At 63.1% G+C, this 23162-nt stretch carries 19 protein-coding genes and 2 riboswitches; of the genes, 3 read left to right on the top strand and 16 right to left on the bottom strand.

What is annotated here, in order from left to right; all coding sequences use genetic code 11:
• Positions 1-15: 15 nt before the first annotated feature.
• On the top strand, positions 16-441 hold the full coding sequence (locus JNO50_RS04940; protein WP_189532177.1) for a BLUF domain-containing protein: 426 nt from the start codon (positions 16-18) through the stop codon (positions 439-441).
• On the opposite strand, the gene JNO50_RS04935 is transcribed toward JNO50_RS04940, so the two are convergent.
• Together JNO50_RS04935 and JNO50_RS04930 are read right to left on the bottom strand one after the other, a co-directional pair.
• Entirely contained in the window at positions 438-1715 is a 1278-nt protein-coding gene (locus JNO50_RS04935) for an O-acetylhomoserine aminocarboxypropyltransferase/cysteine synthase family protein (RefSeq protein ID WP_189532175.1), read from the bottom strand. The two genes, JNO50_RS04940 and JNO50_RS04935, sit on opposite strands and share 4 nt — an antisense overlap.
• 125 nt (positions 1716-1840) lie before the next feature.
• Positions 1841-3427 carry an ABC transporter substrate-binding protein gene (locus JNO50_RS04930; RefSeq protein WP_189532173.1) on the bottom strand — a complete coding sequence of 529 codons (1587 nt, stop codon included), beginning with the start codon at positions 3425-3427 and terminating at the stop codon, positions 1841-1843.
• A gap of 72 nt (positions 3428-3499) precedes the next feature.
• Here JNO50_RS04930 and JNO50_RS04925 point away from each other — a divergent pair, with 72 nt between their 5' ends.
• Positions 3500-4585, top strand: coding sequence for a hypothetical protein (locus JNO50_RS04925; protein WP_189532171.1), 1086 nt, complete (start codon positions 3500-3502; stop codon positions 4583-4585).
• A gap of 54 nt (positions 4586-4639) precedes the next feature.
• Here JNO50_RS04925 and gcvP read toward each other — a convergent pair whose 3' ends face one another.
• From gcvP to gluQRS, 4 genes are all read right to left on the bottom strand, one after another.
• On the bottom strand, positions 4640-7495 hold the full coding sequence (gene gcvP / locus JNO50_RS04920; protein WP_189532169.1) for an aminomethyl-transferring glycine dehydrogenase: 2856 nt from the start codon (positions 7493-7495) through the stop codon (positions 4640-4642).
• Positions 7496-7579: 84 nt separating this feature from the next.
• Entirely contained in the window at positions 7580-7963 is a 384-nt protein-coding gene (gcvH, locus tag JNO50_RS04915) for a glycine cleavage system protein GcvH (RefSeq protein ID WP_189532167.1), read from the bottom strand.
• Positions 7964-7990: 27 nt separating this feature from the next.
• Entirely contained in the window at positions 7991-9079 is a 1089-nt protein-coding gene (gene gcvT, locus JNO50_RS04910; protein WP_189532166.1) for a glycine cleavage system aminomethyltransferase GcvT, read from the bottom strand.
• A 37-nt stretch (positions 9080-9116) separates the two neighbouring features.
• A riboswitch (glycine riboswitch) is annotated at positions 9117-9214 on the bottom strand.
• Positions 9215-9234: 20 nt separating this feature from the next.
• A riboswitch (glycine riboswitch) is annotated at positions 9235-9323 on the bottom strand.
• A 65-nt stretch (positions 9324-9388) separates the two neighbouring features.
• Positions 9389-10276, bottom strand: coding sequence for a tRNA glutamyl-Q(34) synthetase GluQRS (gene gluQRS, locus JNO50_RS04905; protein WP_189532535.1), 888 nt, complete (start codon positions 10274-10276; stop codon positions 9389-9391).
• A 78-nt stretch (positions 10277-10354) separates the two neighbouring features.
• Here gluQRS and fdxA point away from each other — a divergent pair, with 78 nt between their 5' ends.
• Positions 10355-10678: a ferredoxin FdxA gene (fdxA, locus tag JNO50_RS04900; protein WP_189532163.1), complete on the top strand. Its 324-nt coding sequence runs from the start codon at positions 10355-10357 to the stop codon at positions 10676-10678.
• A 4-nt stretch (positions 10679-10682) separates the two neighbouring features.
• Here the strand turns inward: fdxA and cheD are convergent, their stop codons facing one another.
• The 10 genes from cheD to JNO50_RS04850 all read right to left on the bottom strand — a co-directional run bounded on the left by cheD (position 10683) and on the right by JNO50_RS04850 (position 23156).
• Positions 10683-11276, bottom strand: coding sequence for a chemoreceptor glutamine deamidase CheD (gene cheD, locus JNO50_RS04895; RefSeq protein WP_189532161.1), 594 nt, complete (start codon positions 11274-11276; stop codon positions 10683-10685).
• Position 11277: 1 nt separating this feature from the next.
• Positions 11278-12342, bottom strand: coding sequence for a protein-glutamate methylesterase/protein-glutamine glutaminase (locus JNO50_RS04890; protein ID WP_189532160.1), 1065 nt, complete (start codon positions 12340-12342; stop codon positions 11278-11280).
• Entirely contained in the window at positions 12339-13187 is an 849-nt protein-coding gene (locus JNO50_RS04885) for a CheR family methyltransferase (RefSeq protein ID WP_189532158.1), read from the bottom strand. Before JNO50_RS04885 ends, JNO50_RS04890 begins: the two co-directional genes overlap by 4 nt.
• Complete coding sequence (locus JNO50_RS19200; protein WP_215796500.1) at positions 13168-15399, bottom strand: methyl-accepting chemotaxis protein; 2232 nt, start codon at positions 15397-15399, stop codon at positions 13168-13170. Before JNO50_RS19200 ends, JNO50_RS04885 begins: the two co-directional genes overlap by 20 nt.
• A gap of 31 nt (positions 15400-15430) precedes the next feature.
• Positions 15431-17767, bottom strand: a complete 2337-nt coding sequence (locus JNO50_RS19195) for a methyl-accepting chemotaxis protein (RefSeq protein ID WP_215796499.1) — start codon at positions 17765-17767, stop codon at positions 15431-15433.
• A gap of 14 nt (positions 17768-17781) precedes the next feature.
• Positions 17782-18291 (bottom strand): chemotaxis protein CheW, encoded by a 510-nt coding sequence (locus JNO50_RS04870; protein WP_189535244.1) that lies wholly within the window; start codon positions 18289-18291, stop codon positions 17782-17784.
• Between the two features lie 11 nt (positions 18292-18302).
• Entirely contained in the window at positions 18303-20399 is a 2097-nt protein-coding gene (locus JNO50_RS04865) for a chemotaxis protein CheW (RefSeq protein WP_229804773.1), read from the bottom strand.
• A gap of 90 nt (positions 20400-20489) precedes the next feature.
• Positions 20490-20855 carry a response regulator gene (locus tag JNO50_RS04860; RefSeq protein ID WP_189535240.1) on the bottom strand — a complete coding sequence of 122 codons (366 nt, stop codon included), beginning with the start codon at positions 20853-20855 and terminating at the stop codon, positions 20490-20492.
• Between the two features lie 23 nt (positions 20856-20878).
• Positions 20879-22024, bottom strand: a complete 1146-nt coding sequence (locus JNO50_RS19120; RefSeq protein WP_189535238.1) for a methyl-accepting chemotaxis protein — start codon at positions 22022-22024, stop codon at positions 20879-20881.
• 133 nt (positions 22025-22157) lie between these two features.
• A complete protein-coding gene (locus JNO50_RS04850) occupies positions 22158-23156 on the bottom strand; it encodes a SpoIIE family protein phosphatase (protein ID WP_189535236.1) in 999 nt (332 codons plus the stop codon).
• Between the last annotated feature and the right edge of the window lie 6 nt (positions 23157-23162).

Here is a 23162-nt window from a genome sequence, read left to right as displayed (position 1 = left end):
TCAGTGGATCCATCGATGCTGCGCCTCATCTACACCAGCCATGCCCGACCGGCGCTGTCCGCCGCCAGCTTGCCCGCGCTCGTCGAGCACTGGCGTCGCCACAATGCCGTACACGACATCACCGGGTTGCTCGTTCACGCTCATGAGGCATTTCTGCAGATACTGGAAGGTCCCGATGCCGCCGTGGGGGAACTGTTCAGTGAGATACGGAAAGACTCCCGGCACACGCGGCTGCGCCTCCTGTGCCGGGAATACGCCGACGAACGGATTTTTCCGGGATGGAACATGGGGCTGATCTGCCAAACCCCGGAGGCGGCGCCCCAAGACGATCTTGCCGACATGGCCGATGCGGGACTTTTCAACCCGGGAGGCAGCCAGGCCATGGAACTGGCCCGGCTGTTCCTCGCGGGGCACGGAGGCGACGCGGCGGGTGGTCGTTAACGGGCCGCGGCGGCGAGGGCCTGGCGGATATCGTCGAGAATATCGTCGATATGCTCGATACCAATGGAGAGCCTCACCAGTTCCGGCCGAACTCCGGCGCGCAATTGCTCCTGCGGCGACAGTTGGCGGTGCGTGGTGGTGGCCGGGTGGCAAGCGAGGGACTTGGCGTCGCCAATGTTGACAAGCCGGGTCACCAGCTTCAAGGCATCGATGAAACGACCCCCGGCCTCCGCTCCGCCACGGATACCGAATGACAGGATGCCCGAACCGCGTCCGCCGAAGTATTTCTCCACCAACGGCCGCGATGGATGCCCTTCGAGCGCCGCGTATTCGACCCATTCGACCGCCGGGTCCTCCGACAGGAACCGCGCCACACGCAGGGTATTGTCGCAAATGCGGTCCATGCGCAGCGCCAGGGTTTCCAGTCCCTGCAGGATAAGAAACGCATTGAACGGCGACAGGGCCGCGCCGGTGTTGCGCAGCGGCACCACGCGGGCACGGCCGATGTAGGCGGCCTCCCCGAGCGCGTCGGTGTAGACCACGCCATGGTAGGACGGATCGGGCTCATTCAGGCGCTTGAAGCGCGCTTTGTGTTCGGCCCAGGGGAATTTGCCCGAATCGACAATGATGCCGCCGATGCTGTTGCCGTGTCCGCCGATATACTTGGTCAGCGAGTGCACCACGATATCCGCCCCGTGCTCGAAGGGTCGGCACAGGTAGGGACTGGGCACGGTGTTGTCGACAATCAGCGGCAGACCGGCCTGATGCGCCGCTTCGGCGAACGCGGCGAAATCCACCACATTCCCCAGCGGATTGCCGATCGACTCCACGAACACCGCCCGGGTTCGCTCGTCCACCAAAGCGGCGATCGCCGACGGATCCTTGTAATCGACGAAACGCACCTCGATGCCGAACTGCGGGAAGGTATGGGCGAAAAGATTGTAGGTGCCGCCGTACAGCGTGCTGGTGGCGATGATGTTGTCACCGGCTTCGGCGATGGTCTGGATCGCATAGGTGATGGCGGACATCCCCGAGGCCAGGGCCAGGGCCCCCACTCCGCCTTCCAGCGCCGCCACGCGCTTTTCCAGCACATCGGTGGTGGGGTTCATGATCCGGGTATAGATGTTGCCCTGCACTTTCAGATCGAACAGATCGGCGCCGTGCTGGGTACTGTCGAAGGCGTACGACGTTGTCTGATAAAGCGGCACCGCAACGGCGCGGGTTGTCGGGTCGGGGGAATAGCCGGCATGGACGGCCAGGGTCTCGAGTTTCATCGCGGATCCTTTTCGCGGAAATAGTCGGATGGCATTACACCCGACTACCATACCGCGCCACGCGCCCGACCAAAAAGACCAATATGATGCCCAATTTATTCCATATTGATCTTAAGCAAGCCAGGCTAATTTGCCGCCGCCGTCTCCAGGTGCAGACGCCCGAAGGGGCTGACATGCCACCCGGTGACCGTTGCCCGTGTAACACCGTAAGCAGTCGGATGCGCCAGCGGCAGCCACAGGGCGTCGTCATGAATCAGCTTCTGGGCATTCCGGTACAGACCCGTGCGCGTTTTCACATCGCTGGTCGCCTTGGCGCTCTTGATCCAGCCATCCAGCTTGGGATCGCAAACGCGCGCGAAATTGGTGCCCGACTCCACGGCGGCACAACTGAACTGAGGCGTCAGGAAATTGTCCGGGTCGCCGTTGTCGCCCGACCAGCCCATGAACAGCAAATCATGTTCGCCGGCCTTGCCGCGCTTGATCAGTTCGCCCCATTCGATCACGCGGATCTGGGCGCGAATGCCGATCTTCGCCAGATCCGACTGCAGCAGCTCCGCGCCGAGCCGGGGGTTCGGGTTGAGCACGCTGCCCGAAGGACGTACCCATAGCGTCGTTTCGACACCCGAGCCCAGCCCGGCCTCCGCCATGAGTTTTTTGGCGGCGGCAATGTCATGCGGCCAGGGTTTCACATCACGGGCATAGCCCCACGCGGAGGGCGGGAACACCAGCGTCGCCGGCGAGGCGCTGCCCGCGAACACCCCTGACAGGTAGGCCTGCCGGTCGAATGCCAGGTTCACCGCCTTGCGCACCCGGACATCGTCAAAAGGTTTCTTGCGCGTATTGAAGGCCACGAAGGCGGTCATGAACGCGGGGGCTTCCAGCACCCGCAACTGCCGGTTGGCACGCGCCGAAGCGACATCCTGGGGTTTTAGCCCCACGGCAATCTGGCACTCGCCGGCGGCCAGGCGTTGATAGCGCGTGGCCGCATCCGGCGTGATGGCGAAGATCAGCGCGGACGCCTTCGGGCGTCCGCCGAAGTAGGCCGGGTTCGCCTGGTAACGCACCACGCTGTCCTTCACGTATCCGGAAAACACAAACGGCCCGGTTCCCACCGGTTTCTGGTTCAGATCGCCCTGACGCCCCTCGGCCAAGAGGCGCTCAAGGTATTCGGCCGAATAAATCGACGCGAACCCCATGGTCAGATCGGAAAGAAAGGTCGCGTCCGGATAGTTCAGTTCGAAGCGAACCGTATAAGGGTCGACCTTGACGATGCGCCTGATCAGTTTGTTCAGGGACAACGACTGGGCATGGGGGTAGCCGGTCGGCGAAGTTTTGAACCAGGGGTTGCCGGGGTTGAGCATGCGGTCGAAGGTCTGCACCACGTCATCGGCATTGAATGGCCGACCCGGCTTGAACCAGGGAGTGGAGTGGAACGCGACCCCGCGCCGCAACGCGAACTCATAGTTCAGGCCATCCGGGGAAATCTTCCACGACACGGCCAGCGACGGCACCACTTTCCTCGCGGTTTCATCGAACTCGACCAGCCGGTTCATCAGTACATCGGCCGAAGCGTTGGTGGTAACGAGCGAATTGTACTGGACGACATCGAAGCCTTCCGGGCTCGCGTCGGTGCAAACCGCCAGAGGCTTGGCTGTCGAAACAGCGGCAAGCGACAAGAACAGGGCGGACACAAGTAATCGTGCGGTGCGCATTTGAATAACTCTCCGTTTACGGAATGCAAACGAAATATAACAGATTACCTGCGGATTTTACGGAACATTCCGATGTTTGCTTATGCCTGTCGCGCGTACATTTCTTCGGTAAATGCATGGCCCCCCATCATTCGGCCACTTAGCCGAAAGCTGTTTTTTAAAAGCGCTTTGCCGATGCCAACGCGCAGACTCGCTATTTGCGCGGTAAACCTTGTGAAGGCCGGGACTGAAACCGGCCAGTCGAGGGAACCCGGGTGGCGCGGATCGCCCCCCATCGTTGTCGGGAGAATTTACGGAAAAACCACCATGTCGCTTTCTATCAATGCCTTTCTGAACCGCCTGAATCAGCTTCATCCGGACAAGCATATTGTCATGAAGCGGACTCTTGGCAAAAACACATCCCAGCTTGATCAGGACAAAGTCTCGCTCAGGGAGCAATTGTTGCGTTCCCGCACCGGGCAAACCATGCCGACCCACACGATATCCGATCATCTGGTCACCCTTCGAGAATCCAACGAACGGCTCGTCAAATCGCTATCCAACGCGCTCAAACGAGCCTATGGTCAAGGACTGGATGAAAATGAAAAAACGCGTCTGGCGATACAGCCCATCAGCGCCAGAGCCTTGCTGGACGTCATCAAGAGCAAGGAAAAAACGGCATTGACCCTTAATCCGGGCCGAGCGCTATTACCCAACTATGCCTCGGCCCTTCAAGGCGGAAGCCGGCTGCAGGATCTGACGATCTCGGATCTCCTGCACGCTCATCCCGAGCTGGTCAGAAATCCGCAAAGTCGCGAAAAGAACAGCAACATCGGCACCCTGCGCGGCATTGCCACGGCGTTGCAGGGACTCGCGGGACTGGAGAAGGACCGCTCGAGGATCGTCAGGACGCTCGCCGGACAGGCGCAACGATTACTCAAGCGGGACGTTGCCGGCCTTCCCTTCGCCCAATGGGCGACACCGAACGGCGAGGCGGCGAACCGGATCGCCCGGTGGCGCGCGGACAAGAATATCTGGCCGGCCCGCCAGGTGGCGGAAACCTTGCGCGACATCGCAAGGGAGAGCGCCGAGTTGGGGAGTTATCTGGAGACGTATCTGTCCCGCGGCACCGCCGGCATAAAAAAACAGCTCGATCACGCGCGTGACCGAGCTGTTTGAGCGGTGCGGTCCCTCCCTCCGGCATTACCGGGGGAAGGGCTCGCCAACCCGGGTTCAGAGATAGCTGTCCGTCGACGGGCAGCTGCAGACCAGATTGCGATCCCCGTAGACATCGTCGATACGGTTCACCGACGGCCAGAACTTGTTGTCGAAAACAAAAGGCAGCGGGAACAGACCTTCTTCACGGGTATAGGGACGGTCCCACTCGGAGGCGATGTCCGCCTTGCTGTGCGGCGCGTGCTTGAGCGGGTTGTTGTCGGCCGGCCATGCCCCTTCTTCCACCTTCCTGACCTCTTCGCGGATCGCTATCATCGCGGCGACGAAGCGGTCAAGCTCGGCACGGGACTCGGATTCGGTCGGCTCGATCATCAGCGTGCCCGGAACCGGGAAGCTCATGGTCGGCGCATGGAATCCGTAGTCCATCAGGCGCTTGGCGATATCCACCTCGGTAATGCCGGAGGCGGCCTTCAGGGGGCGCAGATCGATGATGCACTCGTGCGCCACACGGCCATTCGCCCCGGTGTAGAGCACCGGGTAATGTCCGGCAAGGCGCGCCGCCACATAGTTGGCGTTCAGCAGCGCCACCTGGGTCGCACGCTTCATGCCTTCCGCGCCCATCATCGTGATGTACATCCAGGAGATCGGCAGAATGGACGCCGAACCGAATGGCGCGGCGCTGACCGCCGTTTGCCCGGGCTGCGCGCCGGGCACCGGCGCGACCACGTGGTCGGCCATGAACGGCGCAAGGTGGGCCTTCAGGCCGATCGGACCCATGCCCGGGCCGCCGCCGCCATGCGGGATGCAGAAGGTCTTGTGCAGGTTCATGTGGCTCACGTCGGCGCCGATATCGGCGGGACGGGTCAGGCCGACCTGCGCGTTGAGGTTCGCGCCATCCATGTACACCTGGCCGCCATGGTCATGCACGATGCGGCAAATCTCCCGAACCCCCGCCTCGAAGACACCATGCGTCGACGGATAGGTGATCATCAGCGCGGACAGATTGGCCGCGTGCGCTTCGGCCTTGGCCCTGAGGTCGGCCACATCGATGTTGCCCGCCTCGTCGCAGTCGACCACCACCACTTTCATGTTCATCATCTGCGCGCTGGCCGGATTGGTGCCGTGCGCGGAACGCGGAATCAGGCAGACATCGCGATGACCTTCGCCGCGCGATTCGTGATAGCGGCTGATCGCCAGCAAGCCGGCGTACTCGCCCTGCGCGCCCGAGTTCGGCTGCAGTGAAATCGCGTCGAAACCGGTGATCGCCTTGAGCTGCCCGGACAGCGATTCGATCAGATCCAGATAACCTTGCACCTGATCGCGGGGAGCGAACGGATGGATATCGGCGAACTGCGGCCACGTGATCGGGATCATCTCGCTGGTGGCATTGAGCTTCATGGTGCACGAGCCGAGCGAAATCATCGAATGATTGAGCGCCAGATCCTTGTTTTCCAGGCGCTTCAGATAGCGCAGCATTTCGTGCTCGGTGTGGTAACGATTGAACACCGGGTGCGAAAGGATCGCGCTTTCGCGACGCAAGGACGCCGGAACGGCATCGGAAGCGGAAGCATCGAGCGCCGCGATGTCGGCGTCGCGGCCGGTGAACAGGCGGATCAGGAACGCCAGATCCTCCAGGCTCGTTGCTTCATGGAACGCCACACCGAGCTGGCCGCCGTCGGCGATACGCAGGTTGTATCCCGCCGCCACGGCCTCGGCCGCGATACGCGAAGCCTCGGTGCCCGCCTGAACCATCACGGTATCGAAGAAGGCCTGCGCCGCGAGCGTGCGGCCGGCGCCGCGCAGGGCGTGAGCGAACACCGACGCCAGACGGTGAATGCGCGAAGCGATACGGCGTACCCCCTGGGGTCCGTGATAAACGGCGTACATGCCGGCGATATTGGCCAGCAGAACCTGGGAGGTACAGATATTGGAGTTGGCCTTTTCACGGCGGATATGCTGCTCGCGGGTTTGCAGCGCCATGCGCAGCGCGGTCTTGCCGCGCGCGTCCACCGAGACACCGATGATGCGGCCCGGGGCCGAGCGTTTCATCTCGTCGCGGAACGCGAAAAACGCCGCGTGCGGGCCGCCAAATCCCATCGGCACGCCAAAGCGCTGCGTCGAGCCCACCGCCACATCGGCGCCAAGCTCGGCCGGCGACTTGAGCAGGGCCAGCGCCATGATGTCGGACGCCACGATGGCCACCGCGCCGCGCGCCTTGACCGCGGCGATCGGGCCGGACAGATCCGTCAGCTCGCCGTTTTGGCCAGGGTACTGGAACAGCGCGCCGAAGTATTCGTCGTTACCGGCCTCTTCCGGATGGCCGCAGACCAGCTCGAATCCGAAGTAGCGGGCCCGGGTTTTCAGGACATCGAGGGTTTGCGCGAACACGCCCGCATCCACGAAAAACTTCATCGAACCCGCCTTGGACACACGTCGCGCCATGGCCATCGCCTCGGCGGCGGCCGTGGCCTCGTCGAGCAAGGAGGCATTGGCCAGATCCAGCCCGGTCAGGTCGATGACCATCTGCTGGTAGTTGAGCAGCGCTTCGAGGCGCCCCTGGGCGATTTCGGCCTGGTATGGCGTGTACGCGGTGTACCAGCCGGGGTTTTCCAGGACGTTGCGCAAGATCACGTTCGGCGTGATGGTCGGATGGTAGCCCATGCCGATGTAGGACTTCATCACGCGGTTCTTGGCGGCCATGGCGCCCAGACGGGCCAGCGCTTCCTGCTCGGTGACCGGATCGGGCAAATCGAGCGCGCGGCCGAAATGGATATCGGACGGCACGGTTTCATCGACCAGGGAGTCCAGCGAAGCGGTTTTGATCGCGCCGAACATGGCGGACTGCTCTTCGGCCGAAGGGCCGATATGACGTGCAATGAATTCGTCGTGATGGAAAAGACGGGATAGCGACATAGTGGTGTTCCGGATGGGGATAACAGTCAAACCATGAACAAAAGCCCCGGGACCGGGGTCGCGAGGCTTTTTTGTCACACTGGATCAGGCAATTTCACTGGCGTAAGCGTCGGCGCTCAACAGACCGTCCAGATCGGCCGGATTGGCCGGCTCGATCCGGAAAAACCACCCTTCGCCATACGGTTCGCTATTGGCCAGCTCCGGCTCGCCTTCCAGCGCTTCGTTCACCGCCACGACCTTGCCGGCCACCGGCGCATACACGTCCGAAGCCGCCTTGACCGACTCCACCACGCCGGCCTGGTCGTTGGCCTTGAGCACGGCGCCGACTTTCGGCAGTTCGACGAACACGATGTCGCCGAGCAGCGACTGGGCGTGCTCGGTGATGCCGACGGTCACGGTGCCGTCGGCTTCCTGGCGCAGCCATTCGTGGCTCTCGACATATTTCAGATCAGCGGGGATGTGGCTCATACAATTCTCCTCGGGAATTCGGACGACTCAATGGAAAACTTTTTTACCGTTGCGCACGAACGGCATCTTCACCACGCGCACCGGTGTCGGTGTGCCGCGCAGATCGACGATGGCGGTCTCGCCGGTGCCGACAGGCACGCGGGCGATGGCGATGGAATGCTTAAGCGTGGGCGAGAAGGTGCCGCTGGTGATGACGCCTTCGCCAACGCCATCGACCAGAACGGTCAGGCCTTCGCGCAACACGCCGCGGCCTTCCAGCACGAGGCCGACCTGCTTCATGGCGACGCCGGCCGACTTTTGCGCTTCGAGGGCTTCGCGGCCGTTGAAGCGGCGATCGGCCGGCTCCCAGGCGATGGTCCAGCCCATGCCGGCTTCCAGCGGGGAAACCGTTTCATCCATGTCGTGGCCGTAAAGATTCATGCCGGCCTCAAGACGCAGGGTATCGCGGGCGCCCAGGCCGCACGGCGCGACACCGGCGCCGATCAGCGCCCGGAAAAAACCGGCCGCTTCGGCTTCGGGAATCATGATTTCCAGGCCGTCCTCGCCAGTGTAACCGGTGCGGGCCACGAACCAGCCGTCGAACGGCATGCCCTGGAAGACCTTGAGCGCGCGAACGGCGTCGGCCCAGTCGGGCTTGACGCGGCACACCTTGTCGATGGCGTTGGGCCCCTGCACGGCGAGCATCGCCAGGTCGCGGCGCACCGAGAGGGCGACGTCGAACCCGCGCGATTCGCGCTCCATCCAGGCCAGATCCTTCTCGGTGGTGCCGGCGTTGATCACCATGCGGTAGCCGGTGGCCGTCAGGTAGACGATCAGGTCGTCCACCACACCGCCCTTTTCGTTGAGCATGCCCGAATACAGGGCCTTGCCCTCGAAAGCGAGCTTGTCGACGTCGTTGGCGATCAGTTTGCGCAGCCAGTTCCTGGCATCGGCGCCGGTGATGTCCACCACCGTCATGTGCGATACATCGAACATGCCCGCGTCGGTGCGAACGAGTTCGTGTTCTTTCAGTTGGGAACCATAATTGATAGGCATCTCCCAGCCGGCGAAATCCACCATTTTGGCGTTGGCTGCGAGGTGTTCCTGATAAAGCGGGGTACGTTGCGGGGCCGTCATGTCGCGTCCTCAATAGGGGGAGAATTCTTCCTCTTTCTCACACCCCTCTGTCCGGCAACCTGAGATTTTCCGGCGAGAACGCCGTTAGCCCCTTCGGTGGGCGCCGTCAAGGCGCCGCTCTCCAGAGTTGGCACGCGAAGTACTCGACTTGCGGCGTGCATGGTGCAGTCCTTTTGCCTGAGCGATTGCGGGTGCGCTTGCGCCTTCGGCGGCAGCTTGCGCTGCTCTCTCCTGCACGATGGCCGGATTATCCCCACTCGGCAGGCAAATGGCAAGCGAGTAATTTGTCACGTCCGTGACCGTTCGGCGTCAAGAAATCACGGTAACCGGAGCGGCCGGCACCCGGCTTATCGACCAGTGCTCCATGGCCCATGCCCACACTTCGGCGACCGAACCCGGATCCGCCGGCGGAGTATGGCCAAGCCGCCGCAATGCCTGACACAGCGCCTTCACGGCCTCATCCGGATCGATGGCCGGCGCGAGCGTCTGCTTGGAGAGCTTCTCGCCGGCGGCATTGACCATCACCGGCAGGTGACAATAGCCGGGAACCGCTTGCCCCAGCGCCCGGTAGACGGCGATCTGCCGGGGGGTTGAGACCAGCAGGTCCGCGCCGCGCACGATATCGGTGACTCCCTGTTCGGCATCGTCCACCACCACGGCCAGCTGATAGGCCCAAAAGCCGTCGGCGCGCCGCAGCACGATATCCCCGACCTCGTTTTCCAGGCTCTGGGATACCCGCCCCTGCAGGCGGTCGTCGAAAGACACCGGGTCTTCGCCTACCCGCAGACGCCAGGCGCGCGCGCTGCGCGACTCGCGGCAGCCGCCGCGGCAGGTGCCCGGATACACCGGGCCGTCGATGCCCCGGTGCGCGACCAGACCGATTTCACGGCGTGTGCAGGTGCACGGGTACACGCTTCCCGCCCGCCGCAACGTATCGAGCGCGTCGCGGTAGAGGTCATGGCGCCGGCTCTGGTAGACCACGTCGCCATCCCATTCGAACCCCAGGCGCTCGAGCGTGCGCAGGATTTCGTCGGCGGCGCCCGGCACTTCGCGGGGCGGGTCGAGGTCTTCGATGCGCACCAGCCACTGGCCGCCGCGCGTACGCGCTTCAAGAAAACTGCCCACGGCAGTGGTCAGGGAACCGGCATGCAAAAGACCGGTGGGACTCGGCGCGAAACGGCCGCGCACGGAAGGCATTTCAGTATTCAACACGGAAGGAATTTCTCGCTAAAATGTTGACTGGAATAGTCAACTTTCAGCGGGGAGCACAAAAACATGGCCTATGTTGTAACCGAAGCCTGTGTCAAATGCAAATACACCGATTGCGTGGATGTCTGCCCGGTGGATTGTTTTCATGAAGGGCCCAATTTTCTGGTGATCGATCCCGAAGAGTGCATCGACTGCACCCTGTGCGTGCCCGAATGCCCGGTCGAGGCGATTTACCCCGAGGATGATCTGCCGGCGGACCAGCAGGCCTTCCTCGGCATCAACGCCGAACTGGCCCGGGAATGGCCGGTGATCTCCGCGAAAAAAGATCCGCTGCCCGATCACGAGGAATGGGCGAAGGTCAAGGACAAGCGCCACCTTCTGGAAAAGTGACCGCTCAGTCGAACAATTCGACGTCGCCGCTGCCGGAATGCTCCACGGTATCCCGGTAGCGGGCTTCTTCCCGCGCCACCGTCGGCAGCCGCTCGGACTTCAGGCGCCGGATCATCACCTTGCCGGTGTCCGTGAAAAAATACACCTTGCGGGCATGCTCGCCCAGCAGATCCTCGGCCAGCACAGGAATACGCTCGTTGGCCAGATAATCGAGCACGAAATTGCCGTTCTGGGCGCCGATGTTGACGATTTTCATGCCATGCAGCACGTTGCCGCCGCCGAACACCTTGGCTTCCAGCCCTTCCCGGCTCGCCCCCAACTTGAGCATGTCGTTGATCAGCCGTTCCATGGCAAACATGCCAAAACGGGTGACGGGCCCCTGGTCACCGGTCGGCGCGCCTTCCGGCAGCATGAAATGGTTCATTCCCGAAATGCCGGTTTTCCTGTCGCGCAAACAGGCCGCCACGCAGGATCCCAGCACCGTCACCAGCAACTGCGGAGCGCGCGTGGCCAGATACTCGCCCGGCAGAAGCTTCACGGCGGGTAGCTGGAACTGGGCATCGAAATACCCGAAACCAGGCTGGCCGGCCGCCGCCATGTCAGCCCCGGCCCTGCAATCGCTCGATGACCCGAAGCGGCAGGGCGTTCAGCGGCAACACTTCATCCACGCCGCCGGCACGCAATGCTTCGCGCGGCATGCCGTACACCACGGATGAGGCTTCATCCTGGGCAATATTCCAGGCCCCGGCCTGTTTCATTTCCCGCATGCCCTCGGCCCCGTCCTTGCCCATGCCGGTCATGATCACGCCGACGGCGTGGCGTCCGACTTCGACGGCGGCCGAACGGAACAGCACATCCACGGCCGGGCGGTGGCGGTTGACCGGATCGCTTTTGTCCAGCGCAACCACATAACCGCCGCCACCGCGGCGGATGCGCATGTGCGAATGCCCGGGAGCCAGGTAGGCCCAGCCTTTTTCGATCCTGTCGCCGTCCTCCGCCTCTTTCACATTCATCGCGCACAGCGAGTCAAGACGCCGGGCGAACGACAGGGTAAAGTTTTCCGGCATGTGCTGAACCATCAACACCGGAGGAAAGTCCGCCGGCAGTTGCGTCAAAAAGGCCTTGATCGCTTCCGTGCCGCCGGTCGAGGCGCCGACGAATACAATCGCCAGCGCATCGAACTTGCCATGCGCGGCGGAGGACGGCGCGGACAACGGTCCATGCGACAAAAAGCGCTGAGGATGGAAAACGCGCGCGCCGGCGGCGGCCCGGATCTTGTCGCGGATCTGTTCCGCGTAGCGCTCCATGTTGCGCGCCACATCGCTGACCGGCTTGGCGATGACATCCACCGCCCCGAGCTCCAGCGCGGCGAGCGAGGTTTCCGAACCGCGGCCGGTGAGCGACGAGATCATCACCACCGGGGTTGGACGCAAACGCATCAAACGGCGCAGGAACTCAAGCCCGTCCATACGAGGCATCTCGACGTCCAGCGTCACCACATCGGGCGAGGTTTCCCGGATCCGTTCGCGCGCGACGATGGGGTCGGAGGCCGTGGCCACCACCTCGATATCCGGCGCGCTGTTAAGCAAGGAAGTCAGCAAGCTGCGAATCAGGGCAGAATCGTCGACCACCACCACACGAATCTTGCGCGCCGTGCTTGTCATGGCTCGCTCCGCGAGGCGGAAGCCAGGCGGTAACTGGTCCGCCCGCTCGAGACGAAAAGACCGGTCAGAAACTGGATGTTTTCCGAATGGCCGAGAAAAAGCCGCGAGGACGGGGTCATCAGCGCCGCCATCCGCTCCAGGAGCCGCAACTGTGTCGGCTTGTCAAAATAGATCATCACGTTCCGGCAAAAGATGGCGTCGAAGCGGCCCAGATCCGGCCAGTTCGGCGATGTCAGATTCAACTGAAAAAAATGGATCATCCCGGACACTTCCGGCCTCACTCGCGCCTGCCCTTCGAACGCCCCGCGACCTTTGAGAAAAAAACGCTGCACCAAGGCCTTGTCCAGTTTGGCCAGACGTTCGATCGGGTAGATGCCGCTCGCCGCCGCCTGCAAAACCTGGGTATCGATATCCGACGCCAGTATTTCGATCTTGCCCGGACGGGAGCGTGCCGCCGCCAGGGTCATGGCGATCGAGTAAGGCTCTTCGCCGGTTGACGCCGCGGCGCTCCAGACCCGGAATGGCGCGCCCGGTTGCGCCGCCGCGAACAACCCGGCCAGTTCGTCGAAGTGGTGCGACTCGCGAAAGAACGCCGTCAGATTGGTCGTCAAGGCATTGATGAATGCCTGCCATTCGGGACTTGACGGATGCTCGCCCAGATAATCCAGATATTGGGAAAAATTGTTCAGTCCCAGCTTGCGCAGGCGCCGCGACAGTCTGGCATAGGCCATGTTCGCCTTGGTCTCATTAAGCGAGATGCCGGCCTGCCGGTACACCATCTCGCGGATCCGCCGGAAGTCCGCGCTGGTGAAGGACAAGTCGCGGTCAAGTACGGGCTGTCCCATGGCGCCCTCCACGCGGTCCGCCCGCAGCGGAAGCCGCATCGAGCCGGAAAATCGACACCGCCCGCGCCAGCGACTGCGACTGCTCTTGCAGCGACTCCGCCGCCGCGGCCGCCTCCTCCACCAGCGCCGCGTTCTTCTGCGTGTTCTCGTCCATCTGCGTCACCGCCAGATTCACCTGCTCGATCCCCGAGCTTTGCTCGATCGACGCCGCCGAAATCTCGCTCATGATGTCCGCCACCCGCGTCACCGACGAGACGATCTCCTCCATCGTCTTGCCCGCCTCGTCCACCAGCCGCGACCCGGACTCCACCTTGTCCACCGAATCGCCGATCAGCGCCTTGATCTCCTTGGCCGCCGCCGCCGAACGCTGCGCCAGATTGCGCACTTCGCTCGCCACCACCGCGAAGCCCCGCCCCTGTTCGCCCGCCCGCGCCGCCTCCACCGCCGCGTTCAGCGCCAGGATATTGGTCTGGAACGCGATGCCGTCGATCACGCTGATGATGTCCACGATCTTGCGCGCGCTGTCGTTGATCTCGCTCATCGTCGACACCACCTGCCCCACCACCGCTCCGCCCTGCGTGGCGATCTGCGACGCGCCGCTCGCCAGCTGGTTCGCCTTCTTCGCGTTCTCCGCGTTCTGCTTCACCGTGCTGGTGATCTCCTCCATGCTCGACGCCGTCTCTTCCAGGCTCGCCGCCTGCTGCTCCGTCCGGCTCGACAGGTTGCTGTTGCCCACCGCGATTTCCCGCGCCGCCGTGGTGATCGCGTCCGTCGCCTCCTTGATGTCGCCGACGATTTCCCGCAGCCGCTCCACCGTGGTGTTGGTGTCGCTCTTGAGCGAACCGAACAATCCCTGGTAGTCGCTCTCGATCGTCCGCGTCAAATCCCCGCGCGCCAGGCTCGCCAGCACCGACGCGATGTCGTTCAGCCCCCGGCTCGTCACATCCAGCAGGTTGTTCACCCCTTCGCCCAGCACCTTGAAGAAGCCGTCCTTGCCCGTCATGCCGATGCGCGCCTCGAAGTTGCCGTTGGCCGCCGCGCCGACGATCGCCGCCACTTCCTCCTCCACATGCACTTCGTCCGTGCGGTCTTTCCATTCCACCACCGAGCCCAACCGCTCGCCGCGCGCGTTGAACACCGGACTGGCCGCCAGCGCGAACACCCGCCCGCCGACCTTGATTTCCGCCCGGTAGGTGCCGCGCAGGTTCGCCAGCAATTCCCGCTGATGCGCCGGGTTGCGATGGAAGATGTCCATGTTCGCCCCCAGCACATTGCGCGCGTCGAACTGCGGCAGCGCCCGGCGCAGATCCGCCTCCGCCCGCATCAGCATGTCGCCCACGCTGCGGTTGGTGTAGATGATGTTGCGGTCGTTGTCGGCGATCATCACGCTGGTGCTCACGTTGTCCAGCGCGATGCGCACCCGGATGTTCTCCACCGCCTTGTCCGCCGCGCGCCGGATGTGGAAGAACAGACTCGAGGTGTCGCCCTTCTTCACCGTCAATTCCGATGTCACCTCGCCGGCGGCCAGTTGTTCCATCAACTGCACCGCCTCGTCCGGCTCGCCGCCCAGCTGGCGCATCAGCGAACGGGTGATCCACCACGCGGCGATCACCCCGATGAACGCGGAGACGGCAAGCATGATGCCCAGGTTATTGAGCGTCGACGCCATGCCTTCCATTGCCTCGTTGGCGTGTTTTTTCGCCTGGGTTTCCTCGTAATCGGCCACTTTCTGCATTGTGGCGATCAGGCGCGACTGGATCGGCCGCAGGTGATCGAGCAAATACGCCTTCGCCTCATCAAGCTTGCCCGCTCCGAACAACGCCATCAGGTGATCGGATGTTTCATCATGATTGCGATAAATCGCATCCCATTCATCCTGCAGGCGCGCGCTGTCCGGTTCCGCCGGGATGGCCCGCAGCGCCTTGCGGATCTGGCCGACCAGAGCCTGGCTCGTGCGGATCTTGTCGCGGATATCGTCCCGGTCGGAAGCCCGGTCGTCCACGAACATCAGTCGCTGATTGCGCGAGAGCTGATTGAGCTCGTCCATCAGATGGTTCGCCGCTTCGGCGCGCGGCACGTGAACCGTTGTCAGGTCCTGAATGCCATCGTACAGACCCAGGATCTCGTGGCGCGCCAGCAGCAGCCCGGCGGCAATGACCGCCAGCAGGATGCCGAATCCCAGTGTCAGGCGGTGCTTGACCGTCACTCTCATGATCGATACTCCCCCGCTTCTGATCGATGGCTCAGAACTCTTCCCACTCGTCGTTGTCGGTCCTGGCCCCCTGAATCGCCCGCGGCACGTCGCCCGAAACAGAAGCGGGAGCCGGAGTCACGACAGTCTTCAGGGTCGGAATGGCTGACGACCGCTGACGCGCCACAGGCACCGCGCGCCCCGACGCCGCGTCGAGCCGGAAAATCGACACCGCCTGCGCCAGCGACTGCGACTGCTCTTGCAGCGACTCCGCCGCCGCGGCCGCCTCCTCCACCAGCGCCGCGTTCTTCTGCGTGTTCTCGTCCATCTGCGTCACCGCCAGATTCACCTGCTCGATCCCCGAGCTTTGCTCGATCGACGCCGCCGAAATCTCGCTCATGATGTCCGCCACCCGCGTCACCGACGAGACGATCTCCTCCATCGTCTTGCCCGCCTCGTCCACCAGCCGCGACCCGGACTCCACCTTGTCCACCGAATCGCCGATCAGCGCCTTGATCTCCTTGGCCGCCGCCGCCGAACGCTGCGCCAGATTGCGCACTTCGCTCGCCACCACCGCGAAGCCCCGCCCCTGTTCGCCCGCCCGCGCCGCCTCCACCGCCGCGTTCAGCGCCAGGATATTGGTCTGGAACGCGATGCCGTCGATCACGCTGATGATGTCCACGATCTTGCGCGCGCTGTCGTTGATCTCGCTCATCGTCGACACCACCTGCCCCACCACCGCTCCGCCCTGCGTGGCGATCTGCGACGCGCCGCTCGCCAGCTGGTTCGCCTTCTTCGCGTTCTCCGCGTTCTGCTTCACCGTGCTGGTGATCTCCTCCATGCTCGACGCCGTCTCTTCCAGGCTCGCCGCCTGCTGCTCCGTCCGGCTCGACAGGTTGCTGTTGCCCACCGCGATTTCCCGCGCCGCCGTGGTGATCGCGTCCGTCGCCTCCTTGATGTCGCCGACGATTTCCCGCAGCCGCTCCACCGTGGTGTTGGTGTCGCTCTTGAGCGAACCGAACAATCCCTGGTAGTCGCTCTCGATCGTCCGCGTCAAATCCCCGCGCGCCAGGCTCGCCAGCACCGACGCGATGTCGTTCAGCCCCCGGCTCGTCACATCCAGCAGGTTGTTCACCCCTTCGCCCAGCACCTTGAAGAAGCCGTCCTTGCCCGTCATGCCGATGCGCGCCTCGAAGTTGCCGTTGGCCGCCGCGCCGACGATCGCCGCCACTTCCTCCTCCACATGCACTTCGTCCGTGCGGTCTTTCCATTCCACCACCGAGCCCAACCGCTCGCCGCGCGCGTTGAACACCGGACTGGCCGCCAGCGCGAACACCCGCCCGCCGACCTTGATTTCCGCCCGGTAGGTGCCGCGCAGGTTCGCCAGCAATTCCCGCTGATGCGCCGGGTTGCGATGGAAGATGTCCATGTTCGCCCCCAGCACATTGCGCGCGTCGAACTGCGGCAGCGCCCGGCGCAGATCCGCCTCCGCCCGCATCAGCATGTCGCCCACGCTGCGGTTGGTGTAGATGATGTTGCGGTCGTTGTCGGCGATCATCACGCTGGTGCTCACGTTGTCCAGCGCGATGCGCACCCGGATGTTCTCCACCGCCTTGTCCGCCGCGCGCCGGATGTGGAAGAACAGACTCGAGGTGTCGCCCTTCTTCACCGTCAATTCCGATGTCACCTCGCCGGCGGCCAGTTGTTCCATCAACTGCACCGCCTCGTCCGGCTCGCCGCCCAGCTGGCGCATCAGGCCGCGGGTGATCAGCCAACCGGCGGTCAGGCCGATCACCACCGAAACGGCCAGCATCACGTAGAGGAAGCGCACCGCGCCGACCGCCTCATCCAGGGTGGCGTTGGCCAGATCCTGGGATTGTTTTTCTTCGTAATCGACCAGGGCGTCGACCGCGTCGATCGCCTTCAATTGCACGGGACGCATCTCCGCCAGCAAATAGGTCCGGGCTTCATCGTGCTTGCCCGCATCGAGCAGCGTCATGAAGCGGTCGACCTTCTGGCGGTGCACGTCGTCGGTCTGGAAGAAAATCTCCTGCAAAGCCATGCTCTGCTTGTCGCCGGGTACCGAGCGAAGCTCCTGGCGAGCGTCGTTCATGGCTTTCCAGGCGGCGGTCATTTTGTTTTTGATGTCGGCGATTTCCGCCGGCCGGTCGTCGATCAGCAACTGGCGTGTTCCGCGTCCCACCACATTGATGTTGTCGATGGTCGCGTTGGCGGCCTTGGCGCGAGGCACATGGACCCTGGACGTTTCCTTGATGCTGCCCGAAAGGTTGCCCAACTCCCGCACCGCGCTGCCCATGCCCACCCCGATAACCACCAGCAACACACCGAAGCCCAGCGTCAAACGGTGCCTGACTTTCATGCTCGACATGATCCGCCTCCCCTTTACACGTTGTTCTGAGCGCGCACGGCGTCATCCACCAGGCTCATCTCTTCGCTGCTCATCAGCCGCTCGATATCCACGACAATCACCATCCGTTCACCGATCGCGCCAAGGCCGTGGATGTACGCCGTATCGACGGCGGCCCCGAACTCGGGCGCGGGGCGGATGGCCTCGGGAGTCAGGTCCACCACATCCGACACACCGTCCACCACGATGCCAACGGTGCGGTCCAGGATATTGAGGATGATGACCACCGTGAACGGGTTGTACGTCGCTTCCGTCTGCGCGAATTTGAGCCGCATGTCCACGATCGGCACAATGCTGCCGCGCAGGTTGATGACACCCTTGATAAAGGCCGGGGCGCGCGCGATGCGCGTCACCGATTCATAACCGCGAATTTCCTGAACCTTGAGAATGTCGATACCGTACTCTTCACTGCCCAGGGTAAACACCAGCAGTTCCCGGGACGATTGCCGGGCGGCCGAGCCGGCCGCACTGTCGGTCGCGTTCATAGAGATTCTCCTTATGCCAGGCCAGCAACCGTCGCCATACCGCCATTCGCCGCCAGAGCCTGCTTCTGATTGCTGCGGACAATCGTGGTGACGTCCAGGATCAGGGCCACCTGCCCATCGCCCAGAATGGTGGCGCCGGAAATGCCGTCCACTTTGTGGTAATTGGTTTCCAGGTTTTTCACGACGAACTGCTGCTGCCCGATCAGTTCGTCCACCATCAGGGCCAGACGGCTCTCGTCGCATTCGACGATCACCAGAATGCCTTCCGAGGGCGTCGCCTTGCCGCCTGACACCTCGAACAGCCCCGCCAGATGCACGATCGGCAGGTATTCGCCGCGCACGTTGACGACCAGCCCCTTGCCCGAAACGGTGTAAACATCGGAGGTTGGCGGCTGCAGGGATTCGAGGATGAACGACAGGGGCAGGATGTAGATCTCCTCGCCGATGCGCACCGACATGCCGTCCATGATCGCCAGCGTCAACGGCAGGCGAATACTGATGGTGGTTCCGAAGTCCTTGAGCGAGTCGATGTCCACATGACCGCCCATCGACATGATGTTGCGCTTGACCACATCCATGCCGACGCCGCGTCCCGACACGTCGGTCACCACACTCGCGGTGGAAAACCCCGGCTCGAAAATCAGGTTCCACACCTCGTTGTCCGACAGTGCCTCGCTGACTGTCATGCCTCGTTCGCGCGCCTTGGCGAGGATGCGTTCCCGGTCCAGACCCGCCCCGTCGTCGGTCACTTCGATGACGATGCTGCCGCCTTGGTGGAAAGCCCTCAACGTCAACCGCCCCACCGGAGGCTTGCCCTTGCGCGAGCGCTCCTCGGGCGACTCGATGCCATGGTCAAGACTGTTGCGCACCAGGTGGGTCAGCGGATCGGAAAGCTTTTCGATGAAACCTTTGTCCAGCTCGGTATTCTCGCCGATCATCTTCAGTTCGACTTCCTTATCCAGACGGGCGGTCAGATCCCGCACTACACGGGGAAAACGATTGAAAACGAAGGAAATCGGCGTCATGCGGATCGACATCACCGCTTCTTGCAGTTCTCGCGAGTTGCGCTCCAGTTGCCCGATGCCGTCAAGCAAACGCTCGTGTTCGGCGGGGTCGAGCCGGCTGCCCGACTGCATCAGCATGGACTGGGTGATCACCAGTTCGCCGACCAGGTTCAGCAACAAGTCCACTTTCTCGATGTTGACCCGAATGGAGTTTTCTCCGCCCTTGGCGCCCGGATGACCGGCGGTTTGAGGTTGCGCGGCCGAGGCGGCGGGAACCGGCTCCGTTTTGCGCTGAGGTTCCGGAGCGGAGACCGCGTCAAAAAGGCCGAATCCTTCGATACCGGTCTCGGTATCGCCCGTGGCGGGCAAGGGCTCGAACAACCCGAACCCGGAGTCGTCCTCCACCGTCTCGTTCCCGGTAGCCGCCGTCACCGGTGCCGCCAGCGAATCCGAGGACTCATCGAGGAACAGACCAAAACCGTCCGACTCTTCGAGCGCCGACCCGGCGACGACATGAAAGGCCTCGGGAACGAGCGCAAAGGCGAGCGTTTCCGCCGCCTCGCCCGCATCGAGGGCGCCAACCAGACGCACGACCCATGGGGAGGAATCATCCTCGGACGGCCGCTTCAAGATCGTCAGATCACCCTCCAGGGCCAGGCTTTCCAGGAGGCTCTCCACGCCTTCGGCGCCGGCGGAAATCTCGATGGACAGGGTGTGCGTCATGCCGCCCGAAGCCGCGGCCGGCGCGTCGTCCGGCACCGCTTCGCCGGCGCCGCCGTCCTGCGACTGAGCGATGCGAACCAGCTCTTCCTTCACCCGGTTCACGGCGTCGGCATCGGCGGCGTCGCCGCCGCGGTGGGCGCCGAGCATGTCCGCCAGCATGTCCTTGGCGCGCAAAAAGATATCGACGCTCTCGCGCGTCAGGGGCATGGTGCCCTTGCGTATGCGGTCAAGCAGGTTTTCCAGGACATGGGTCAGATCGGCCAGGTCATCGAAGCCGAAGGTGGCGGCGCCGCCCTTGATCGAATGGGCCGCCCGGAAAATCGCGTTCAGATCCTCCGGATCGGGACTCTCGATGGGCAAAGCCAGAAGCAGAGACTCCATACTGGCAAGATGTTCCTCCGTTTCATCAAAAAACACTTGATGGAACTGGGACATATCGAAGCTCACAGCGGCCTCCTTGGGTGCGGCATGTCAGCCGACCAGACGTTTGACGACATCCAGCAATTTTTGCGGGTCGAACGGTTTGACCAGCCAGCCGGTGGCGCCCGCCGCGCGCCCCAGCGATTTCATCTCGTCGCTGGACTCCGTGGTCAGCATCAGGATCGGCGTCGCACCATAGGACGGAAGTTTTCTCAGGTGCCGGATCAGCGTCAGGCCATCCATGCCCGGCATGTTCTGGTCGGTCAGAATCAGATCGAAACGGTCCGACTGGGCCTTTTGCAGGCCGGCATTCCCGTCCGGCGCTTCGGCGACCTCGTAGCCTGCGCTTTTCAAGGTGAACGACACCATCTGGCGGATGGAGTTGGAGTCGTCGACGGTGAGAATTTTTTTAGGCATAACGTTACGGCCTTCCCGCTCATTCAAAACAGTTCCACGCTGCCGCTGTCCATTCCTTCCTGGCGCACGGGATTGCGTTCAAGCCTTCCCTGCCAGTCGGCGATGGCGTTCGACAGCGCATGCCCGTCCACGCCACCCGAACCCGACTCGCGGGCCAGCAGCATGACCTCTTCGATGCCTTCAAGGCGGCGCCCCACGTGACCGACCAGTTGCGACACCATGTCCTGGAATTGCAGGCACCGCACCGCGTCGTTCACCTCGGAGGACAGCCGCTCCACGCCGTGGGTCAGCGTCGTGACCGACTCGGCGATACGGGCGTCCAGATCGGAAATTTTTCCGGATGTCTCGCCAAGTTTCTGCTTGGCTTGCAAGGTGAACATCATGTCCTGGGAGGCGAGCTGATGAATCAGGCTTTCCGCATCGTTGATCGAGTCGCGCACCCCGAGCATCATGGAACGGATTTCGTCGTTGAAACTCTGGGTTCGCGCCGACAGGCTGCGCACCTCGTCGGCCACCACGGCGAAACCCCGGCCCATTTCCCCGGCGCGGGCCGCCTCGATGGCGGCATTGAGGGCCAGCATGTTGGTCTGGTTGGTGATGGTGTGGATCTCGTCAAGCAGGCCGTGCACCGCCCCCACCTGTCCGACGACTTTCTCCATGTGCTCGACCAGCAGCATCGCCAGCCGGCTGTTTTCCACTGTCTTGTCGACAAACTCCGCCATGGCGGCGGCGATTTCCTCGACGAACTGCTTGAACGACATGTCCATCTGGTCGAGCGCCGCCTCGCCCCGGGCAAGAGAGCTGGCCAGCGCCAGTTGCTGTTCGGCTTCGCGGGCCAATCCGGAAAAACTCTCCACCAGTGTCCGCACGGCATCATTGACCAGTGTCTGGACGCGAACCGACTCCTCCCTGGCGGACACCGCGTGGTGATGCGCAAATTCGGCCAGTTCGCTCAGGGACATGTCCGGACGCGCCGGACTTGACGCTTCGGAAACCGGGAGATGTTCGCCCTGACGTTGCTGGGGAAGCAGGATGACAACCGCCGCGCAGCCGGCCAACGCGACGCTCCAGGCCGGCAATCCAACCCCTGACAGCACAAACAGCACAACACACGCACCCACCGCGATCGCAAGCCGAAACGTCTTGTTTACGGCAAATATTTTTGTCATTTCCTGGCTTCCACTACGGAAACATTTGACATGGTGATACTCAAGGTATTCATTCAAAATAGACCGAAGCGCAAGGAAAATTTAAAAAAATATTTAGATAGCAAGGGTCATTGGCCAACCGGTCAGGCGAAAGTCAGCGGCGGGAAATGGCGAACAGGATATGCGAGGCATCGTCCTCGGCAAGCGGGGTCCGTATCACGGGAATAGCACTGCCGGCCGCGCCAGCGACTCCGCACAGGCAATCCTCGCCGGCGCGCAAAACCTCTTGGCCCAGCGCGGCATCGTCCACGCCATCGCTGGACATTACCCAGTGCGAACAAGGCTGCAACGCGGAGGATCGAAAGGAAACGGACTCGGGGATCATTCCCAGCCCGAACGGAGGCGCTTCGGAGGCGAACCGCTCGACAGGCCGCCCCGGCAGCACCATGAGGGTATCGGGCATGCCGGCATTGAAAATCCGGACACGCCCCGACCGCCAGTCGACACACAAAAAACCGGCCGCCACAAAACGCCCGCGCTCAAGACACCGGCCGACAGCACGGTCGAGCGCCCGGAGAAAATGCGGCCCGAACCCCATGCACGGCAACATTTCGGCCAGTTGCAGAGCGAAAAGCACACAGTCGAGGCCCGCCTCTTCGCCATGCCCTATGGCGTCGCATAACGCCAGCACGGTCTGATCCGGCAGATCGACTCTCAACGCCATGTCGCCGCCATGCGTTTGCAACGGCGCCACACGAAGATGAAAATGGCCGTTCTCTCGCGGCATGGCCGCCGACGGCCGGGTTGCCATGGAAAGCGCCCCGTTTTCCAGCATCAGGGGGAGCCGCGCCAGGCACGCGGGCAGCAGTTGCCCGCGAGTCCACATCAGCGCGAGCAACCGGTCCGAAAGCATGGCCATGTCCACGGGCGCGGGAAAATGCTCAACCCCCTCGCCACAATCGAAACCGGAGAGCCCGCCACCGAACATCCAGACCGGCCCCTGCCGGTGCGCCGGGATATCGCCCTCCTCGACAATCAGCAGGTCGTAGGACGCCAGACCGTCTTCCCGGAAATGCCAGTCAAAGCCGTTCAACCACGGGTCGGACCGCAAGGCGGCACGCGTGGGCGCCGAAACCTGCGCGAGAATCCGCATGAACCG

It is taken from the genome of Paludibacterium paludis (assembly GCF_018802605.1).
Taxonomy (GTDB): Bacteria; Pseudomonadota; Gammaproteobacteria; order Burkholderiales; family Chromobacteriaceae; genus Paludibacterium; species Paludibacterium paludis.
Note: the sequence above shows the minus strand (reverse complement) of the source record. Positions and strands in the feature narration are given on the sequence as shown.